Genomic DNA, 13,482 nt, shown 5'->3' with positions numbered 1-13,482 from the left:
TCATGATAGGCGAGCGTGTCGGAAATGTGAAGGTGCCGCCAAGGCTTACCGCGCCTGCGTCCGGCCCCGCCCTGGCGTCGGCCTAAAGCCCGAATCGGCGCGCCAGGAACTCTCCGCCATGGCGCAGCCCCTCCTGATCGATGCCGTGCCCGACCCCTTGCGAAATGTGCCATTCGACCGGCACATCCAGTTCCGACAGCGCCGAAGAGGAATGGAACAGCGCCTGAACCGGGATCAGTTCGTCGCGGTCGCCGTGGATCAGCAGTGCCGGCGGACGCGAGACGATCTCGCCGGCAACGCTTTCCGGCGGGCCGTCATTCGGCATGATGAACATCCCCGAATAACCGACGATTCCGGCAGGCGGCACCGATCGCCGCAGACCCGCATGCAGCGCCATCATCGTGCCCTGGCTGAAGCCGACCAGCGCCAGTGCCGACGGCGGAAGCTGCCGGCGCTGCAATTCCTGATCGAGGAAGGCCTGCAAGGCGGGTGCGGCCTGATTGACGCCGCGCCAGCGCTCGTCCGGATCGCGGAAGGTCAGCCCGAACCATTGCCGGCCCACCGGAGCCTGGCCGCAGGGCTCGGGCGCATGCGGGGAGATGAAGGCGGTGTCGGGGAGCATCGGCTGCCACGCGCGGCCGATATCGATCAGGTCGTTCCCGTCCGCGCCATAGCCGTGCAGGAAAACGACGAGACGCTTCGCGTTACCGCTTTGCGGCTCGAGGCTTGGTCCCGACAACACCGGGACGTTTGGATCGGCCATTGCGCTTTGCTTCCCTTGTTGACTTGCGTGCGGCCGGCCTGACGGTTTTCGCTTCAGCCGGTTTGGTCGCGACGCCGATGCCTTCGCGCCGCTTCACGACATGATAATAGCCCCACAGAAGATGTGCAGCCACGCCGCGCCATGGACGCCATGCTTCGGCGATCGCGATCATCTCCCTGGCATTCGGCCGCGCCTTGAGACAGAGCGCGATGCGCGCGGCTTCCTGCAAGGCGAGATCGCCGGCCGGCCAGGCATCGGCATGACCAAGACAGAACAGGAGATAGATGTCCGCGGTCCACGGGCCGATGCCGTGCATGCGGATCAGCGTCGCATGCGCGATGTCGGCATCGCTCTGCCCCACATGATCGAGGTCGAGTTCGCCCTTGGTGAGCGCTGTCGCGATCGCCTTGATCGACTTGATCTTCGCGGCGGACAGGCCGAGGCGACCGAGCCGGTCCGCCCGCGCGCGGCGCAGGGCGTCGGGATCAAAGGGATCGAAGGCGGCCTGCAGGCGGCCCCAGATCGCGCCCGCGCTCGCGGTCGACAATTGCTGGCCGCAGATGATGCGCGCGAGACCGGGAAAGCCGGGCTCGCCACGGCGCAGGGCCGGCTCGCCGGCTTTCTCCAGCACCGGAACCAGACGCGGATCGGCGGCGACGAGCTTCGCCAGCGCCGCGGCGAGGTCGGACTGTGTGCGAAGGAATTGGACCATTCAGTCTTGCCGCGGCCTTCTTTCCCTCTCCCCTTGGGGGAGAGGGTGGTTCCGAGCGAAAGCGAGGAACCGGGTGAGGGGTTTTCTTGCACAAACAAAGTTGGAAAGTTACCCCTCACCCGGCTCGCACCGCTGATGCTCGCCACCCTCTCCCCCCAGGGGAGAGGGAAACGGAGTGCGCGGCACCCTTTGATGAGTCCACCCGTTTTCCGCTTCGCACCATCGCCGAATGGCTATCTGCATCTCGGCCATGCCTTTTCGGCGCTGCTGAATGCCGATCTTGCGCGGCAAAGCCGTGGCCGGCTGTTGCTGCGGATCGAGGATATCGATCGCGCGCGCTGCAAGCCGGAATACGAGCAGGCGATCACCGAGGATCTCGCCTGGCTCGGGGTGACCTGGGAACAGCCGGTGCGGCGGCAATCCGAGCATTTCGACGCCTATCGCGAGGCGCTCGGCAAGTTGCAGGCGCTTGATCTGATTTACCCGAGCTTCGAGAGCCGCGGCGAGATCGCGCAGATGGTTGCGGACCGCGGCGATGACTGGCCGCGCGATCCGGACGGCGCGCCGGTCTATCCCGGCAGCCGTGACAGCCTGAGCGAAGGCGTTCGCAGGGCGCGCATGGACGCGGGCGAGCCTTATGCTTTACGCCTCGACATGCGCAAGGCCGTAAAGCTGGCGGGTCCGCTGACCTGGCGTGAAGCCGGCCGCGACGCGCCGGAAGGCGTGATCGCGGCGCGTCCGGACGCCTGGGGCGACGTCATCCTCGCCCGCAAGGACATGCCGACGAGCTATCATCTGTCCGTCGTGGTCGACGATGCGTTGCAGGGCGTGACGCATGTCGTGCGCGGTGAGGATCTGTTCTGGTCGACCAGCGTGCACCGGCTGTTGCAGACGCTGCTCGGGCTCCCGCAGCCCACCTACCGGCACCACCGACTCATCACGGATTCCGCAGGCCGTAAGCTGTCCAAATCGACGCAATCGACGGCGCTCCGCACGCTGCGAGCCGATGGTGCGACGCCTGCGGATATCCGGCGCATGATCGGCTTGCCGGAACCGTGAGTGGCTGCACCGGATGGGCCATGTCATGCTTCGCAAGGGGCGAATCATGGGGCGGGGTAAACCAGCGCAGACGAAAGCCGCGCGCGGGCGAAAGTCCGCGACGAAGGCCATGCGCGGCCGGAAGATCGCCAAGACCTCCGCGAAGAGATCCTCAAAAAAATCAGTAAAGACGTCCAAAGGCGCTTCGTCCGCACCACGCCGCGCGATCGAGAATGCGCTTGCGTCACTCGCACATGATATCCGCACGCCGCTGACCGGCATTCTGGCGCTGGCCGACCTGTTGATCGCGTCCGACTTGCCGGAACGCGAGCGCGGATGGGCGCGCGCGATCCGCAATGCGGCGGATCATCTCGCGCAAACGACCTCGGTGGTACTCGATGCCGTGAAGGCGGACCGTGCCGGCCTTGCGATCCGGGCCGAGCCGTTCTCGCCGCGCCAGCTCGCCGACGCGATGGCCGCGTCGCTGTCGGCGCGCGCTGCCGTGAACGGCCTTAGCCCCGACATCGACATTGCCGGCGATCTTCCCGACCGCGCCATTGGCGATCCCGTGCGGCTGCGCGCCGCGCTGGAAAATCTCGTCGACAACGCGATGAAGTTCACCGCGCGCGGGAGCGTGCGCTTTGCGGTGACCGCGGCGCCCGCCGCGCGTGGCCGCATGCGCCTCCGCTTTGCGGTGAGCGACACCGGCGCCGGCATGACCAAGGCGGAGATCGCGCGGCTGTTTCGCCCCTTTGCGCAAGCCAGCAAGGCGGTGTCGCTCCGCTATGGCGGCACCGGTCTTGGTCTCGTCCTGGTGAAGCGGCTGGCCAGGGCGATGGATGGCGATCTCACCATAGACAGCAGGAAGGGGCAGGGTTCCACTTTCACGCTGAGCGTGACAGTAAAGACTCCGCCCGCACGCGCGAGCGGCGCAGCGGAAGGCAAAGATGGAATCGAAACGCCGACACCATCGCTTCGCATTCTATGCGCCGAAGACAATCCGTTCGGACGGATGGTCCTCAACGCAATCCTCGGCGAGCTTGGTCATCGCGTCGACTTTGTCCGAACCGGTGAAGCCGCCGTCAGCGCCATCCAGCGGGATCGATACGACGTGGTGTTCATGGATGTCGCGTTGCCCGAGATGGACGGGCTTGAAGCCGCGCGCCGGATCCGTGCGTTGCCGGGCGACGCGGGGCGCATCCCGATCATCGGCCTGTCAGGGCGAAGTTCAAACGACGATGTGGAGAAGGCCCGCGCCGCCGGGATGACGGATTATCTGACCAAGCCGTTGAGTCCGTCGGCGATGGTCGACGCGCTGCGGCGGCTCGGCTAACGTATCGCGGGCGGAAACCTCAAATCAGGCGACCTTGCGGTTCGCCTGTTCGACGATCCGCACCACATCCGCCATGATCTGATTGATCTTGAAATCCTTCGGTGTGTAGACCGCGGCGACGCCGGCCTGTTTCAGGGTCTGTGCGTCTTCCGGCGGAACAATGCCGCCGACCACAACGGGAATATCGTTCAAGCCCTCGGCGCGCATGCGATCGACGATGTCGCGCACCAACGGCACGTGGCTGCCCGAAAGGATCGACAGCCCGATGACGTCCACGCCTTCCTTTTTCGCGGTGGTGACGAGTTCGGCCGGCGTGAAGCGGATGCCGGCGTAGATTACATCCATGCCCACATCGCGTGCACGAACGGCGATCTGCTCGGCGCCGTTCGAATGACCGTCGAGACCGGGCTTGCCGACGAGAAACTTCACGCGGCGGCCGATCTTCTGCGACACCCGCTCGACCTCGGCCCGTACCGGCTCCAGCAACTCGCCGCCGACCTGGCGCGCGGCCTTCGGTACACCGGTCGGTGCGCGATATTCGCCGAACACTTCGCGAAACACCGCGCCCCATTCGCCGGTGGTCACGCCGGCTTTCGCGCAGGCGATCGACGCCGGCATCACGTTGATGCCTTCCTTGGCCGCGCGGCGCAGATCGTTCAGTGCCGTCTCGACCGCCTTGGCGTCGCGCGACGCGCGCCAGGCATTGAGGCGCGCGATCTGCTCCTGCTCGACCTCATGCGGCACGGTCAGGATTGCATCGACACCGCCAGTGAGCGGCGAGGGCTCGCTCTCGGTGAACTTGTTGACGCCGACGACGATGCTCTCGCCGCTTTCGATCGCCTCCAGCCGCTTCGTGTTGCTCTCCACGAGCTGCTGCTTCATGTAGCCCATCTCGACCGCGGCGACCGCGCCGCCCAGCCGTTCGATGGTGGCAAGCTCCTCCTTCGCGGCGCGGATCAGGGCATCGACCTTCTTCTGAATCTCGATCGAGCCGTCGAAAATGTCGCCGTATTCGAGAAGGTCTGACTCATAGGCGAGGATCTGCTGCGCCCGCAGCGACCATTGCTGGTCGAACGGTCGTGGCAGGCCGAGCGCCTCGTTCCAGGCCGGCAGCTGCACCGCGCGGGCACGCGCCTTTTTCGACAGCGTGACCGCGAGCATTTCGAGGAAGATGCGGTAGACGTTGTTCTCCGGCTGCGGTTCGGTGAGGCCGAGCGAGTTGACCTGCACGCCGTAACGAAACAGCCGCTGCTTCGGATCGGTGACGCCGTAGCGCTTCGCGGTGATCTCGTCCCACATTTCCACGAAGGCGCGCATCTTGCAGATTTCGGTGATGAAGCGCATGCCCGCATTGACGAAGAACGAGATGCGGCCGACCACGTCGCCCATCTCTCCGTCCGCGACTTCGCCGGAGGCCTTCACCATGTCGAGGATGGCGATGGCGGTGGCGAGCGCGTAGGCCAGTTCCTGAACGGGTGTCGCGCCTGCTTCCTGCAGGTGATACGAGCACACATTCATGGGATTCCATTTCGGCATTTCCTTCGTCGTGAACAGGATCGTGTCCTTGATCAGACGCATGGACGGGCCGGGCGGAAACACGTAGGTGCCGCGCGACAGATATTCCTTGATGATGTCGTTCTGGGTGGTGCCGGTGAGCTTGTCGCGCGGGGCGCCGGTTTCGTCGGCGACGGCGATGTAAAGCGACAACAACCATGCCGCCGGGGCATTGATCGTCATTGAGGTGTTCATCCCGGCGAGCGGAATGCCGTTGAGCAGCGTCCGCATGTCGCCGAGATGGGAAATCGGTACGCCGACCTTGCCGACTTCGCCGGCGGCAAGAACGTGATCGGAATCGTACCCGGTCTGTGTCGGGAGATCGAAGGCGATGGACAGGCCGGTCTGGCCTTTCGCGAGATTCTGCCGGTACAGGGCGTTCGACTTTTCAGCGGTCGAATGCCCCGCATAGGTCCGGAAGATCCAGGGCCTGTCCCGTTTGGTCTTTTCGTCCGCGCTCTCGCCCATTCAATCTCCGCGACGATGGTCCTATCGTTTGAAGAAGCCGATGATGACCAGAAGGATCACCGCGCCGATCACCGCATTGATGATGGACGCAATGATGCCGCCGCCGATCACGATGCCGAGCCGCGGCAGCAGCCAGCCGGCAATGAACGCGCCGATGATGCCGACGATGATATTGCCGATGATGCCGAAGCCGTAGCCTTTCACGATGAGGCCGGCGAGCCAGCCCGCGATGCCGCCGACGATCAACCAAACGATAAGGCTCTCGATACCCATGAATCTGTCTCCCCGACATGCGCGGGGACCGCTGCTGAGCCTCGCCCCCGCGGCTTCGTTATGCAGCGGGAACATCGTAAGTCCGGACCGCCGCCAAGTCAGCGGACCGCAGCCGCTTATCAAGCGCTAAAGCGGCTGTTGCAGCGCAGCATATCGTGTTGTGCGGTGCGCGCAACCGGGATTCGGCTGGCGCGTTGTCGGCACGGACCGCGCCGGGAGGCGCTGGAGCAAGGGGCCGAGAGAGGCCAAGGTCGTGAATGCGACTTTCGGCACCCTTATTCTTTTGTTGCGGCGCAAAAACGAGTGAGACACAATTCCAGGACTTATTGAGCCGGAGCCACCGCCATGACAGCCGCGCCGAAGCTTTCGATGGTCAAGGACGTATACGCGATCGGAGAGCTTCCGCCGCTCGGCCATGTGCCCGAAAAGATGAATGCCTGGGCGATCAGGCAGGATCGGCACGGGCCGCCCGAGCAGTCGATGCAGATCGAGGTCGTGCCGACCTGGCCGATCGGCGAGAACGACGTGCTGGTGCTCGTGATGGCGGCGGGCGTGAACTACAACGGAATATGGGCCGGTCTCGGACAGCCGATCTCGCCGTTCAACGTCCACAAGCATCCCTATCACATTGCAGGCTCGGACGCGTCCGGTGTGATCTGGGCGGTCGGCACCAAGGTGAAGCGCTGGAAAGTCGGCGACGAAGTCATCGTCCATTGCAACCAGGACGACGGCGACGACGAAGAGTGCAACGGCGGCGACCCGATGTTCTCGCCCTCGCAGCGTATCTGGGGCTACGAGACGCCGGACGGATCCTTCGCGCAATTCTGCCGGGTGCAGTCGCGGCAGCTCATGCCCAAGCCCTCGCATCTCACCTGGGAAGAGGCGGCCTGCTACACGCTCACGCTGGCGACCGCCTATCGCATGCTGTTTGGTCATCCGCCGCATACGCTCAAGCCGGGCGACAATGTGCTGGTGTGGGGCGCCTCGGGTGGACTCGGCGTGTTCGGCGTGCAGCTTTGCGCGGCGTCCGGCGCGAACGCGATCGGGGTGATCTCGGACGAAACCAAGCGCGATTACGTGCTCAGCCTCGGCGCCAAGGGCGTCATCAACCGCAAGGACTTCAATTGCTGGGGCCAGATGCCCACGGTCAACACGCCGGAATATAACGAGTGGGTGAAGGAAGCCCGCAAGTTCGGCAAGGCGATCTGGGACATCACCGGCAAGCGTGACGTCGATATCGTGTTCGAGCATCCGGGCGAGGCGACCTTCCCGGTGTCGTGCCTCGTCGTGAAGCGCGGCGGCATGGTGGTGTTTTGCGCCGGCACCTCGGGTTTCAACATCACGTTCGATGCGCGCTATGTCTGGATGCGGCAGAAGCGAATTCAGGGCTCGCATTTTGCGCATCTGAAACAGGCCAGCTCCGCCAATCAGTTCGTGCTCGACCGGCGGATCGATCCCTGCATGGGCGAGGTGTTTCCCTGGGACAAGATCCCGACCGCGCATCAGCTCATGTGGAAGAACCAGCACAAGCCCGGCAACATGGCTGTGCTGGTGTCGGCGCCGCGCACCGGTCTGCGCAATCTCGAGGATACGATCGAGGCGGTCGCGAGCTAAGCTGCTCGATCATTCCGGCGCGAATGGCTCGGCTTCGGCTGGACCCTGCCGGGCATCGCGCTCGGCCTGCTTCATTTCCATCCGCATCTTGAGAATGATCGCATTCAGTTCGCCGCCGTAAATGAAGATCGACGCTGTGATGTAGAGAAACACCAGCGCGATCATGGGAGAGGCGAGGCCCGCATAATAAACCGAATAGGTGAAGGCGAAATCCGACAGATAGCGGCCGAAGATCATGCCGCAGAGCAGCCACAGGACCAGCGTCGCCAGAATCCCCGGCATGATTTCGCCCCAGGCCCGGTGCCCCGCGGGCAACCATTTATGTACGACGATCAGCGGCACGATCAGAAGCACGGTCGCGGTCGCGAGCCGCACGAATGTCACCACATCGCTGAACGGCAGGAGCCCCGGAAAACGCCGGACCAGTGCGGTCCAGATCAGGGGCGCGAGCACCACGAGGAAAGACAGCGCCAGCATGCCGATCGCTGCGAGGATGACGTAGCCGATCGACTCCAGGCGCAGCAGCCAGACCGAGCGGGTCTCGGCCACGGTGTAGGCACGGTTCAGGCCGATGCGCAGGCTCTCGATGCCGCTCGATGCGAAATAGAGCGCGAGCAGGGCGCCGACCGTCAGCACCTGACCATGGGCGCCGACCAGGACGTTATGGATTTCGCGCGAAATCGGACCGGCCACCTCTTCCGGCCAGGCTTCCAGCAGGAGGTTCGCCGCCTCATCGGCCAGATATTGCGAGCCGAAAACGCCGGCCAGTGCGGTCAACACCAGAAAGAACGGAAACATCGCCATCAGCGTCGAGAGCGCGATGTGACTTGCGATCGCCCAGCCGTCGTCGGCGTTGAATTGCCAGAACGCGTCCAGTGCGGCGCGATATGATTTCTTGAGGAATTTCAACACCCGGCCCCGATGCAGATCGCATACAGCGAGATAGGCAAACCCGCGGGCAGGCTCAAGGTGCCGCAAGCCTTCGTGACGCGGTGTGATCTTACGCGGCTATGACGCCTGCACTTTGATCAGGAACTGGCGGATTTGCGAATCGAGGCCCTCGGCCTCGAGCGCCAGCGCGTCCGCGAGATCCTTCACGTCCGCTGCGGTTCGTCGCGCGCCGCTCGTCGCCGTCGAAACGCGGCTCATGGCTTCCGCGCCGGTTCGGGCCGCGCCGGACGCATTGCCGACGCCCTCGGCAATGATCGACACCGCGGAATTCTGCTGTTCGACCGTTGCCGCGACATTTGCGGCAATGGTCGACATGTCCTCGATCGTGCCGTTGACCTTGGCAATCGCCCGCGTGGCATCGCCAACCGCGGCTTGAATAGCGCCAATCTGATCGGCGATGTCCTCTGTCGCCTGCGCGGTCTGGCCGGCCAGCGATTTCACTTCGGAGGCGACCACGGCGAATCCGCGGCCGGCATCGCCTGCGCGCGCGGCCTCGATGGTTGCGTTGAGGGCAAGCAGGTTGGTTTGCGCGGCGATCGTCTGGATGAGATTGATGACTTCGCCGATCCGTGTGGCGGCATTGGCCAGCTCCGCCATCGTGGTGTTGGTGCGGCGTGCTTCCGCCACCGCATGTCCTGCGACCTCGGTTGACTTCTGCGCCTGATCCGCGATCGCGCCGATCGAGGCGGCAAGCTCCTCGATCGAAGCCGCGGCCGCGCTGACATTGCCGGACGCCGAACGCACCTGCTCCTCGGCGCCGCGGGCTTCCGCCGACATGTCGTCCGCCGATGCATTGAGGTGGCTCGAGGCCGTTTCGAGCCGGTGCGCCGCGCCGCGCACGCGATTGAGCACTTCGTCCACCGAGCGCTCGAAGCCCGCAATCGTCGCGCCGATGACCTGATTGCGAAGTTCGCGCGCTGTTGCGGTCTGGCTCTGGGCTTCGGCGAGCCGTTCGCGCTCCAGCATGGTATCGCGAAAGACGATGACGGTGCGCGCCATGTCGCCGATCTCGTCGCGGGCGCGCGTCGCGGGAATGGCGGTCGTCGTATCGCCCTTCGCGAGGCGGGTCATGGCGTTGGACAGGCCCTTGAGCGGGGCCGTGATGCTGCTTCCGATCAACAGGCTGAGCAACAGGCCGAGGATGACTGCGGCAAGGCCAACCGAAAGAAGCATCCAGCGCGTGCGGTCCTGCGATCCCGACAATTGCGCCGCGGCGCGCGCGGCGCCTTCGCTGGCCGTGCCAATGATGTCGTTGGCGGTCGGCGCGAGTTGCTCGGTTTCGAGATCGATGATCTTGAGATTGGGCCTGACCTTGTCCGCGATCGCTGACCACGCCGCGAACGTATCGGCGAAGGCCTTCACCCGGTTCTCGATCTCGGTCTTTTGTTCAGCAAGCGCCTCGATGTTTCGCATCGTCTGCCGAAGCGCGTCGTTCTGCAGGAAGAAATAGGCATAGGAGATGTTGTTCGCTTGCAGCCGCTGCTCGGCTTCAAAGCGGCGCATCAGCAGAATTGGAACCATCAGATTCTTGGCGTCGCCGTCACCGAGCCATTTCAGGCCCTGATGGACCAGTTGTTCGACGGCCGTGCCGGTCTCATGCAGCTGACGGCGCAGCCCATCGCGTTCGGAGAAGCCGAGCTGCCGCTGGTCGACCACGACATCCGCAAAGCGTTTGCCGATCTCCTTCAGGCGTTCAGGAATCCAGGCAACTCTCAGCCGTTCCGATGCATCGAGCGTGCGCTCGATGAAAGCGAGCCGTTCCAGCGCCTGCGCATTCGCGCTTTCGAAGCTCTTGATCAGGTCGTCGCTTGGATCGGCCGCGAAATCGCGCGCGGCGATGCGCATCTGGCTGATCGCTTCCTTGAAGCTGTGGCTGGCTTCGGCGGTCGCGTCGGCGCGCCGGTAGCGCTCGAAGGCGTCGGCGACCTCACGTTCGCCGGACAGGAACGAGACCCCGTTCGCGGCGAAGCCGAGAACCGGGATCAGCGCGATGAGGAGGATCCGCGTTCGGACGGACATGCCCCGGATCAGCCTCACCGGATGCAGCGAGGAGCGGCTTTTCACGTGGCGATCCGGGACTGACGCGGCCATGGCTATGCCTGCGGTATGGGCAGGAGCAGCAAAGCGCGAAATGGTTAATTATCCAGTTACCAAGACTTGAGGGTGCAGCCCGCGGTTGCTTTTGTGCGCTGCACCATTACTCTGTCACGGTCGCCCACCCATGCGAGAGCTCCGCTGATGTCCGCTGCGCCGCAAAGGTCCGCCGCCTCCGATTCCCTGATCCCCCGTCTCCAGGAAGCCGTCGGCGCTGTGGAGGCGCTGTTGCAGGACGCCGTGGTCGCGATCCGAAAGCGCGTTGCCACAGACAGCGGCGACACGATGGGGCGGGTCTTCGACCGTGAGCAGCGCGCCACCCACGGGCTCGCCTGGCTCGCCACGTATGTCGAGGCGCTGCGCCAACTGACCGGTTATGCGGGCCGCATGCTCGCGGAAGGCAAATTCGGCGAGATCGAGGACCTCCAGATCCGCATCGGCGCGGGCGAATATCTCGCGCAGATTCTGGGCGGCATTCCGATGAGCCAGGGCGAGATGGTCCGCTTGTCCGATGTCGGGCTGTCGCGCTCGGATGTCGCGGCGCGTCTTACGCCTGCCGTCGATCACCTCATCGAGACCGGTAACACCGCGGCGAACCGGGCGCGCCTTGCCGAACTCATCAATCACCATACCGAACCGACCTTCGGCAATTCGGGCGTCGACGAGACGCTGGAAGCAATTCGCGAAGAGATGCGCAAGTTTGCCGCCAGCGAGGTCGTGCCCTACGCCCAGGGCTGGCATCTGAAGAACGAGTATATCCCGCTCGAGGTGATCGGTCAGATGTCGGAGCTCGGCGTGTTCGGGCTGACACTGCCTGAGGAATTCGGCGGCATGGGCCTTGGCAAGGAATCCATGTGCGTCGTCTCGGAGGAATTGTCGCGCGGCTATATCGGCGTCGGCTCGCTCGGCACCCGCTCGGAGATCGCCGCGGAGCTGATCCTTGGCAGCGGCACCGAGGAGCAGAAGCGCAAATGGCTGCCGCGGATCGCCTCCGGCGAGATCCTTCCGACCGCCGTGTTCACCGAACCCAATACCGGCTCCGACCTTGCCTCGCTGAAGACGCGCGCCGTGCGCGAAGGCAATGTCTACAAAGTTTACGGCAACAAGACCTGGATCACGCATCCGGTGCGCGCCGATCTGATGACGCTGCTCGTGCGCACCGATCCGAAGCAGAGCGGCTATCGCGGCCTCTCGATGCTTCTCGCCGAAAAGCCGCGTGGCGACGACGCCGATCCGTTTCCGGCGCCCGGCATGTCCGGGACCGAAATCGGGGTGCTCGGCTATCGCGGCATGAAGGAATACGAGATTGCCTTCGATGGATTCGAGGTCAGCACCGACGGCTTGCTCGGTGGCATCGAGGGGGCAGGCTTCAAGCAGTTGATGCAGACCTTCGAGGCGGCGCGGATCCAGACCGCCGCCCGCGCCATCGGCGTGGCACAATCCGCGCTGGATCAGGGCCTTGCCTATGCGCAGCAGCGCTCGCAATTCTCGCGCCCCATCGTGGAATTCCCCCGCGTCGCGGACAAGCTTGCCATGATGGCGGTCGAGATCCTGATCGCGCGTCAGCTCACTTATTACGCCGCGCGTCAGAAGGATTCCGGCCGGCGCTGCGATCTCGAGGCCGGGATGGCCAAGCTGCTCGCCGCCCGCGTCGCCTGGGCGGCGGCGGACAATGCCGTGCAGATCCACGGCGGCAATGGATTTGCGCTGGAATTTCCGGCCTCACGCATCCTGTGCGATGCGCGCATTCTCAATATCTTCGAGGGGGCGGCGGAAATTCAGGCGCAGGTGATCGCGCGACGGCTGCTCGACGGCAGCAATTAGCTTAACTGAAGGAAGCGGGCCGTGCAAGCGCGGTCCCCGCAGCACGCGATCGTATAAAAAGATTAGCAACCGAAGCGCTTTCCGACGCGTTGACCTGCCGCAAAGCAGCGCCATATCCAATGTGATGGCGTGAAGGTCGCAAGGAGAGCACGGCATGTCTTCCAAACCCGTCAAGATCGAACAGGGCGAATGGGTTGTCGTCTGTGATGGCAGCAAGGCGCTGTTTCTGCAGAATGCCGGAGACGCGAAATTCCCGAACCTGCAGACCCGCGAAGTGATGGAGCAGGAGGTTCCGGCGACCAGCGAAATCGGGACCGACAAACCCGGTCGTTCGTATTCATCGGTGGGCGCGGGACGCTCGGCCGTCGAACAGACGGATTTCCATACCCAGCAGGAAGAGGAATTCCTGCGTTCCATCATGGCCAAGCTCGATGCGGCGGCGCAGGCGGGGAAGATGAAGTCGATCATCATGGTGGCGCCGCCCCGCGCGATCGGCGTGCTGCGCCAGCATTACACCCATGCGCTGAAGCAGGCGGTGCGCGAGGAAATTCAGAAGGACTACGTGAAAATGCCGGTCTACGAGATCGAAAAGCATCTCGCGGCGGCGTGACCCTGCGCGGCCGGGCCGGTGGTGTCGCCACCGGTCCGGTGCTAGAAGGTCCCGATGTCAAATCCCTTCTACAGCCTAGTCCCGTTCGCGATCGCGGCGGTCGCGATCGTTCTCGTATTAGGGCTGGTCAACATGCTGCGCGGCGGCTCGCCGCATGTGTCACAGAAGCTGATGCGGTTGCGCGTGCTGTTGCAGGCGATCGCGCTCGTCATCATCATGTTGGCAATCTGGATGATGGGCAGATAGCG

The 13,482-nt window shown here is 64.3% G+C and carries 12 protein-coding genes; 6 read left to right on the top strand and 6 right to left on the bottom strand.

Translation table 11 applies throughout. The features are described 5' to 3' along the window. Positions 1–82: 82 nt before the first annotated feature. Together VN004_RS01670 and VN004_RS01665 are read right to left on the bottom strand one after the other, a co-directional pair. The gene (locus VN004_RS01670; RefSeq protein WP_325606399.1) at positions 83–763 is read right to left on the bottom strand and encodes an alpha/beta hydrolase; all 681 of its coding nucleotides are present in this window, start codon (positions 761–763) and stop codon (positions 83–85) included. Next, positions 705–1,475: a DNA-3-methyladenine glycosylase 2 family protein gene (locus tag VN004_RS01665; RefSeq protein ID WP_325606397.1), complete on the bottom strand. Its 771-nt coding sequence runs from the start codon at positions 1,473–1,475 to the stop codon at positions 705–707. Before VN004_RS01665 ends, VN004_RS01670 begins: the two co-directional genes overlap by 59 nt. 192 nt (positions 1,476–1,667) lie before the next feature. Between VN004_RS01665 and gluQRS the strand changes: the two genes are divergently transcribed. Both gluQRS and VN004_RS01655 read left to right on the top strand, forming a co-directional pair. Further along, positions 1,668–2,534, top strand: coding sequence for a tRNA glutamyl-Q(34) synthetase GluQRS (gluQRS, locus tag VN004_RS01660; RefSeq protein WP_325606395.1), 867 nt, complete (start codon positions 1,668–1,670; stop codon positions 2,532–2,534). 46 nt (positions 2,535–2,580) lie between these two features. Next, entirely contained in the window at positions 2,581–3,846 is a 1,266-nt protein-coding gene (locus tag VN004_RS01655) for an ATP-binding protein (RefSeq protein WP_325606393.1), read from the top strand. Between the two features lie 24 nt (positions 3,847–3,870). On the opposite strand, the gene VN004_RS01650 is transcribed toward VN004_RS01655, so the two are convergent. After that, complete coding sequence (locus tag VN004_RS01650) at positions 3,871–5,868, bottom strand: protein meaA (protein ID WP_325606391.1); 1,998 nt, start codon at positions 5,866–5,868, stop codon at positions 3,871–3,873. 21 nt (positions 5,869–5,889) lie between these two features. Beyond that, a complete protein-coding gene (locus VN004_RS01645) occupies positions 5,890–6,141 on the bottom strand; it encodes a GlsB/YeaQ/YmgE family stress response membrane protein (RefSeq protein WP_325606389.1) in 252 nt (83 codons plus the stop codon). Positions 6,142–6,486: 345 nt separating this feature from the next. Here VN004_RS01645 and ccrA point away from each other — a divergent pair, with 345 nt between their 5' ends. Continuing rightward, complete coding sequence (gene ccrA / locus VN004_RS01640; protein WP_325606388.1) at positions 6,487–7,755, top strand: crotonyl-CoA carboxylase/reductase; 1,269 nt, start codon at positions 6,487–6,489, stop codon at positions 7,753–7,755. A 9-nt stretch (positions 7,756–7,764) separates the two neighbouring features. Here ccrA and VN004_RS01635 read toward each other — a convergent pair whose 3' ends face one another. Both VN004_RS01635 and VN004_RS01630 read right to left on the bottom strand, forming a co-directional pair. Beyond that, complete coding sequence (locus VN004_RS01635; protein WP_325606387.1) at positions 7,765–8,664, bottom strand: YihY/virulence factor BrkB family protein; 900 nt, start codon at positions 8,662–8,664, stop codon at positions 7,765–7,767. Between the two features lie 99 nt (positions 8,665–8,763). After that, a complete protein-coding gene (locus VN004_RS01630) occupies positions 8,764–10,797 on the bottom strand; it encodes a HAMP domain-containing methyl-accepting chemotaxis protein (protein ID WP_325606385.1) in 2,034 nt (677 codons plus the stop codon). A 147-nt stretch (positions 10,798–10,944) separates the two neighbouring features. On the opposite strand from VN004_RS01630, the gene VN004_RS01625 reads away from it, so the two are divergent. From VN004_RS01625 to VN004_RS01615, 3 genes are all read left to right on the top strand, one after another. Further along, a complete protein-coding gene (locus VN004_RS01625) occupies positions 10,945–12,624 on the top strand; it encodes an acyl-CoA dehydrogenase family protein (protein WP_325606383.1) in 1,680 nt (559 codons plus the stop codon). Between the two features lie 154 nt (positions 12,625–12,778). Beyond that, positions 12,779–13,234 carry a host attachment family protein gene (locus VN004_RS01620; protein ID WP_325606381.1) on the top strand — a complete coding sequence of 152 codons (456 nt, stop codon included), beginning with the start codon at positions 12,779–12,781 and terminating at the stop codon, positions 13,232–13,234. A gap of 54 nt (positions 13,235–13,288) precedes the next feature. Next, entirely contained in the window at positions 13,289–13,480 is a 192-nt protein-coding gene (locus VN004_RS01615) for a twin transmembrane helix small protein (protein ID WP_325606379.1), read from the top strand. Positions 13,481–13,482 lie beyond the last annotated feature (2 nt).

It is taken from the genome of Pseudorhodoplanes sp., assembly GCF_035565855.1.
Classification (GTDB): domain Bacteria; phylum Pseudomonadota; class Alphaproteobacteria; order Rhizobiales; family Xanthobacteraceae; genus Pseudorhodoplanes.
The sequence above is the reverse complement of the archived record's forward strand: the minus strand, read 5'-3'. Positions and strand labels throughout refer to the sequence as shown.

Bases quoted from the DNA above. Each gene is read 5' to 3' on its own strand.
- VN004_RS01625 (WP_325606383.1), top strand. From the start codon at position 10,945: ATGTCCGCTGCGCCGCAAAGGTCCGCCGCCTCCGATTCCCTGATCCCC.
- VN004_RS01620 (WP_325606381.1), top strand. From the start codon at position 12,779: ATGTCTTCCAAACCCGTCAAGATCGAACAGGGCGAATGGGTTGTCGTC.
- ccrA (WP_325606388.1), top strand. From the start codon at position 6,487: ATGACAGCCGCGCCGAAGCTTTCGATGGTCAAGGACGTATACGCGATC.
- VN004_RS01655 (WP_325606393.1), top strand. From the start codon at position 2,581: ATGGGGCGGGGTAAACCAGCGCAGACGAAAGCCGCGCGCGGGCGAAAG.
- VN004_RS01645 (WP_325606389.1), bottom strand. From the start codon at position 6,141: ATGGGTATCGAGAGCCTTATCGTTTGGTTGATCGTCGGCGGCATCGCG.
- VN004_RS01630 (WP_325606385.1), bottom strand. From the start codon at position 10,797: ATGGCCGCGTCAGTCCCGGATCGCCACGTGAAAAGCCGCTCCTCGCTG.
- VN004_RS01665 (WP_325606397.1), bottom strand. From the start codon at position 1,475: ATGGTCCAATTCCTTCGCACACAGTCCGACCTCGCCGCGGCGCTGGCG.
- VN004_RS01615 (WP_325606379.1), top strand. From the start codon at position 13,289: ATGTCAAATCCCTTCTACAGCCTAGTCCCGTTCGCGATCGCGGCGGTC.
- VN004_RS01650 (WP_325606391.1), bottom strand. From the start codon at position 5,868: ATGGGCGAGAGCGCGGACGAAAAGACCAAACGGGACAGGCCCTGGATC.
- VN004_RS01670 (WP_325606399.1), bottom strand. From the start codon at position 763: ATGGCCGATCCAAACGTCCCGGTGTTGTCGGGACCAAGCCTCGAGCCG.
- gluQRS (WP_325606395.1), top strand. From the start codon at position 1,668: ATGAGTCCACCCGTTTTCCGCTTCGCACCATCGCCGAATGGCTATCTG.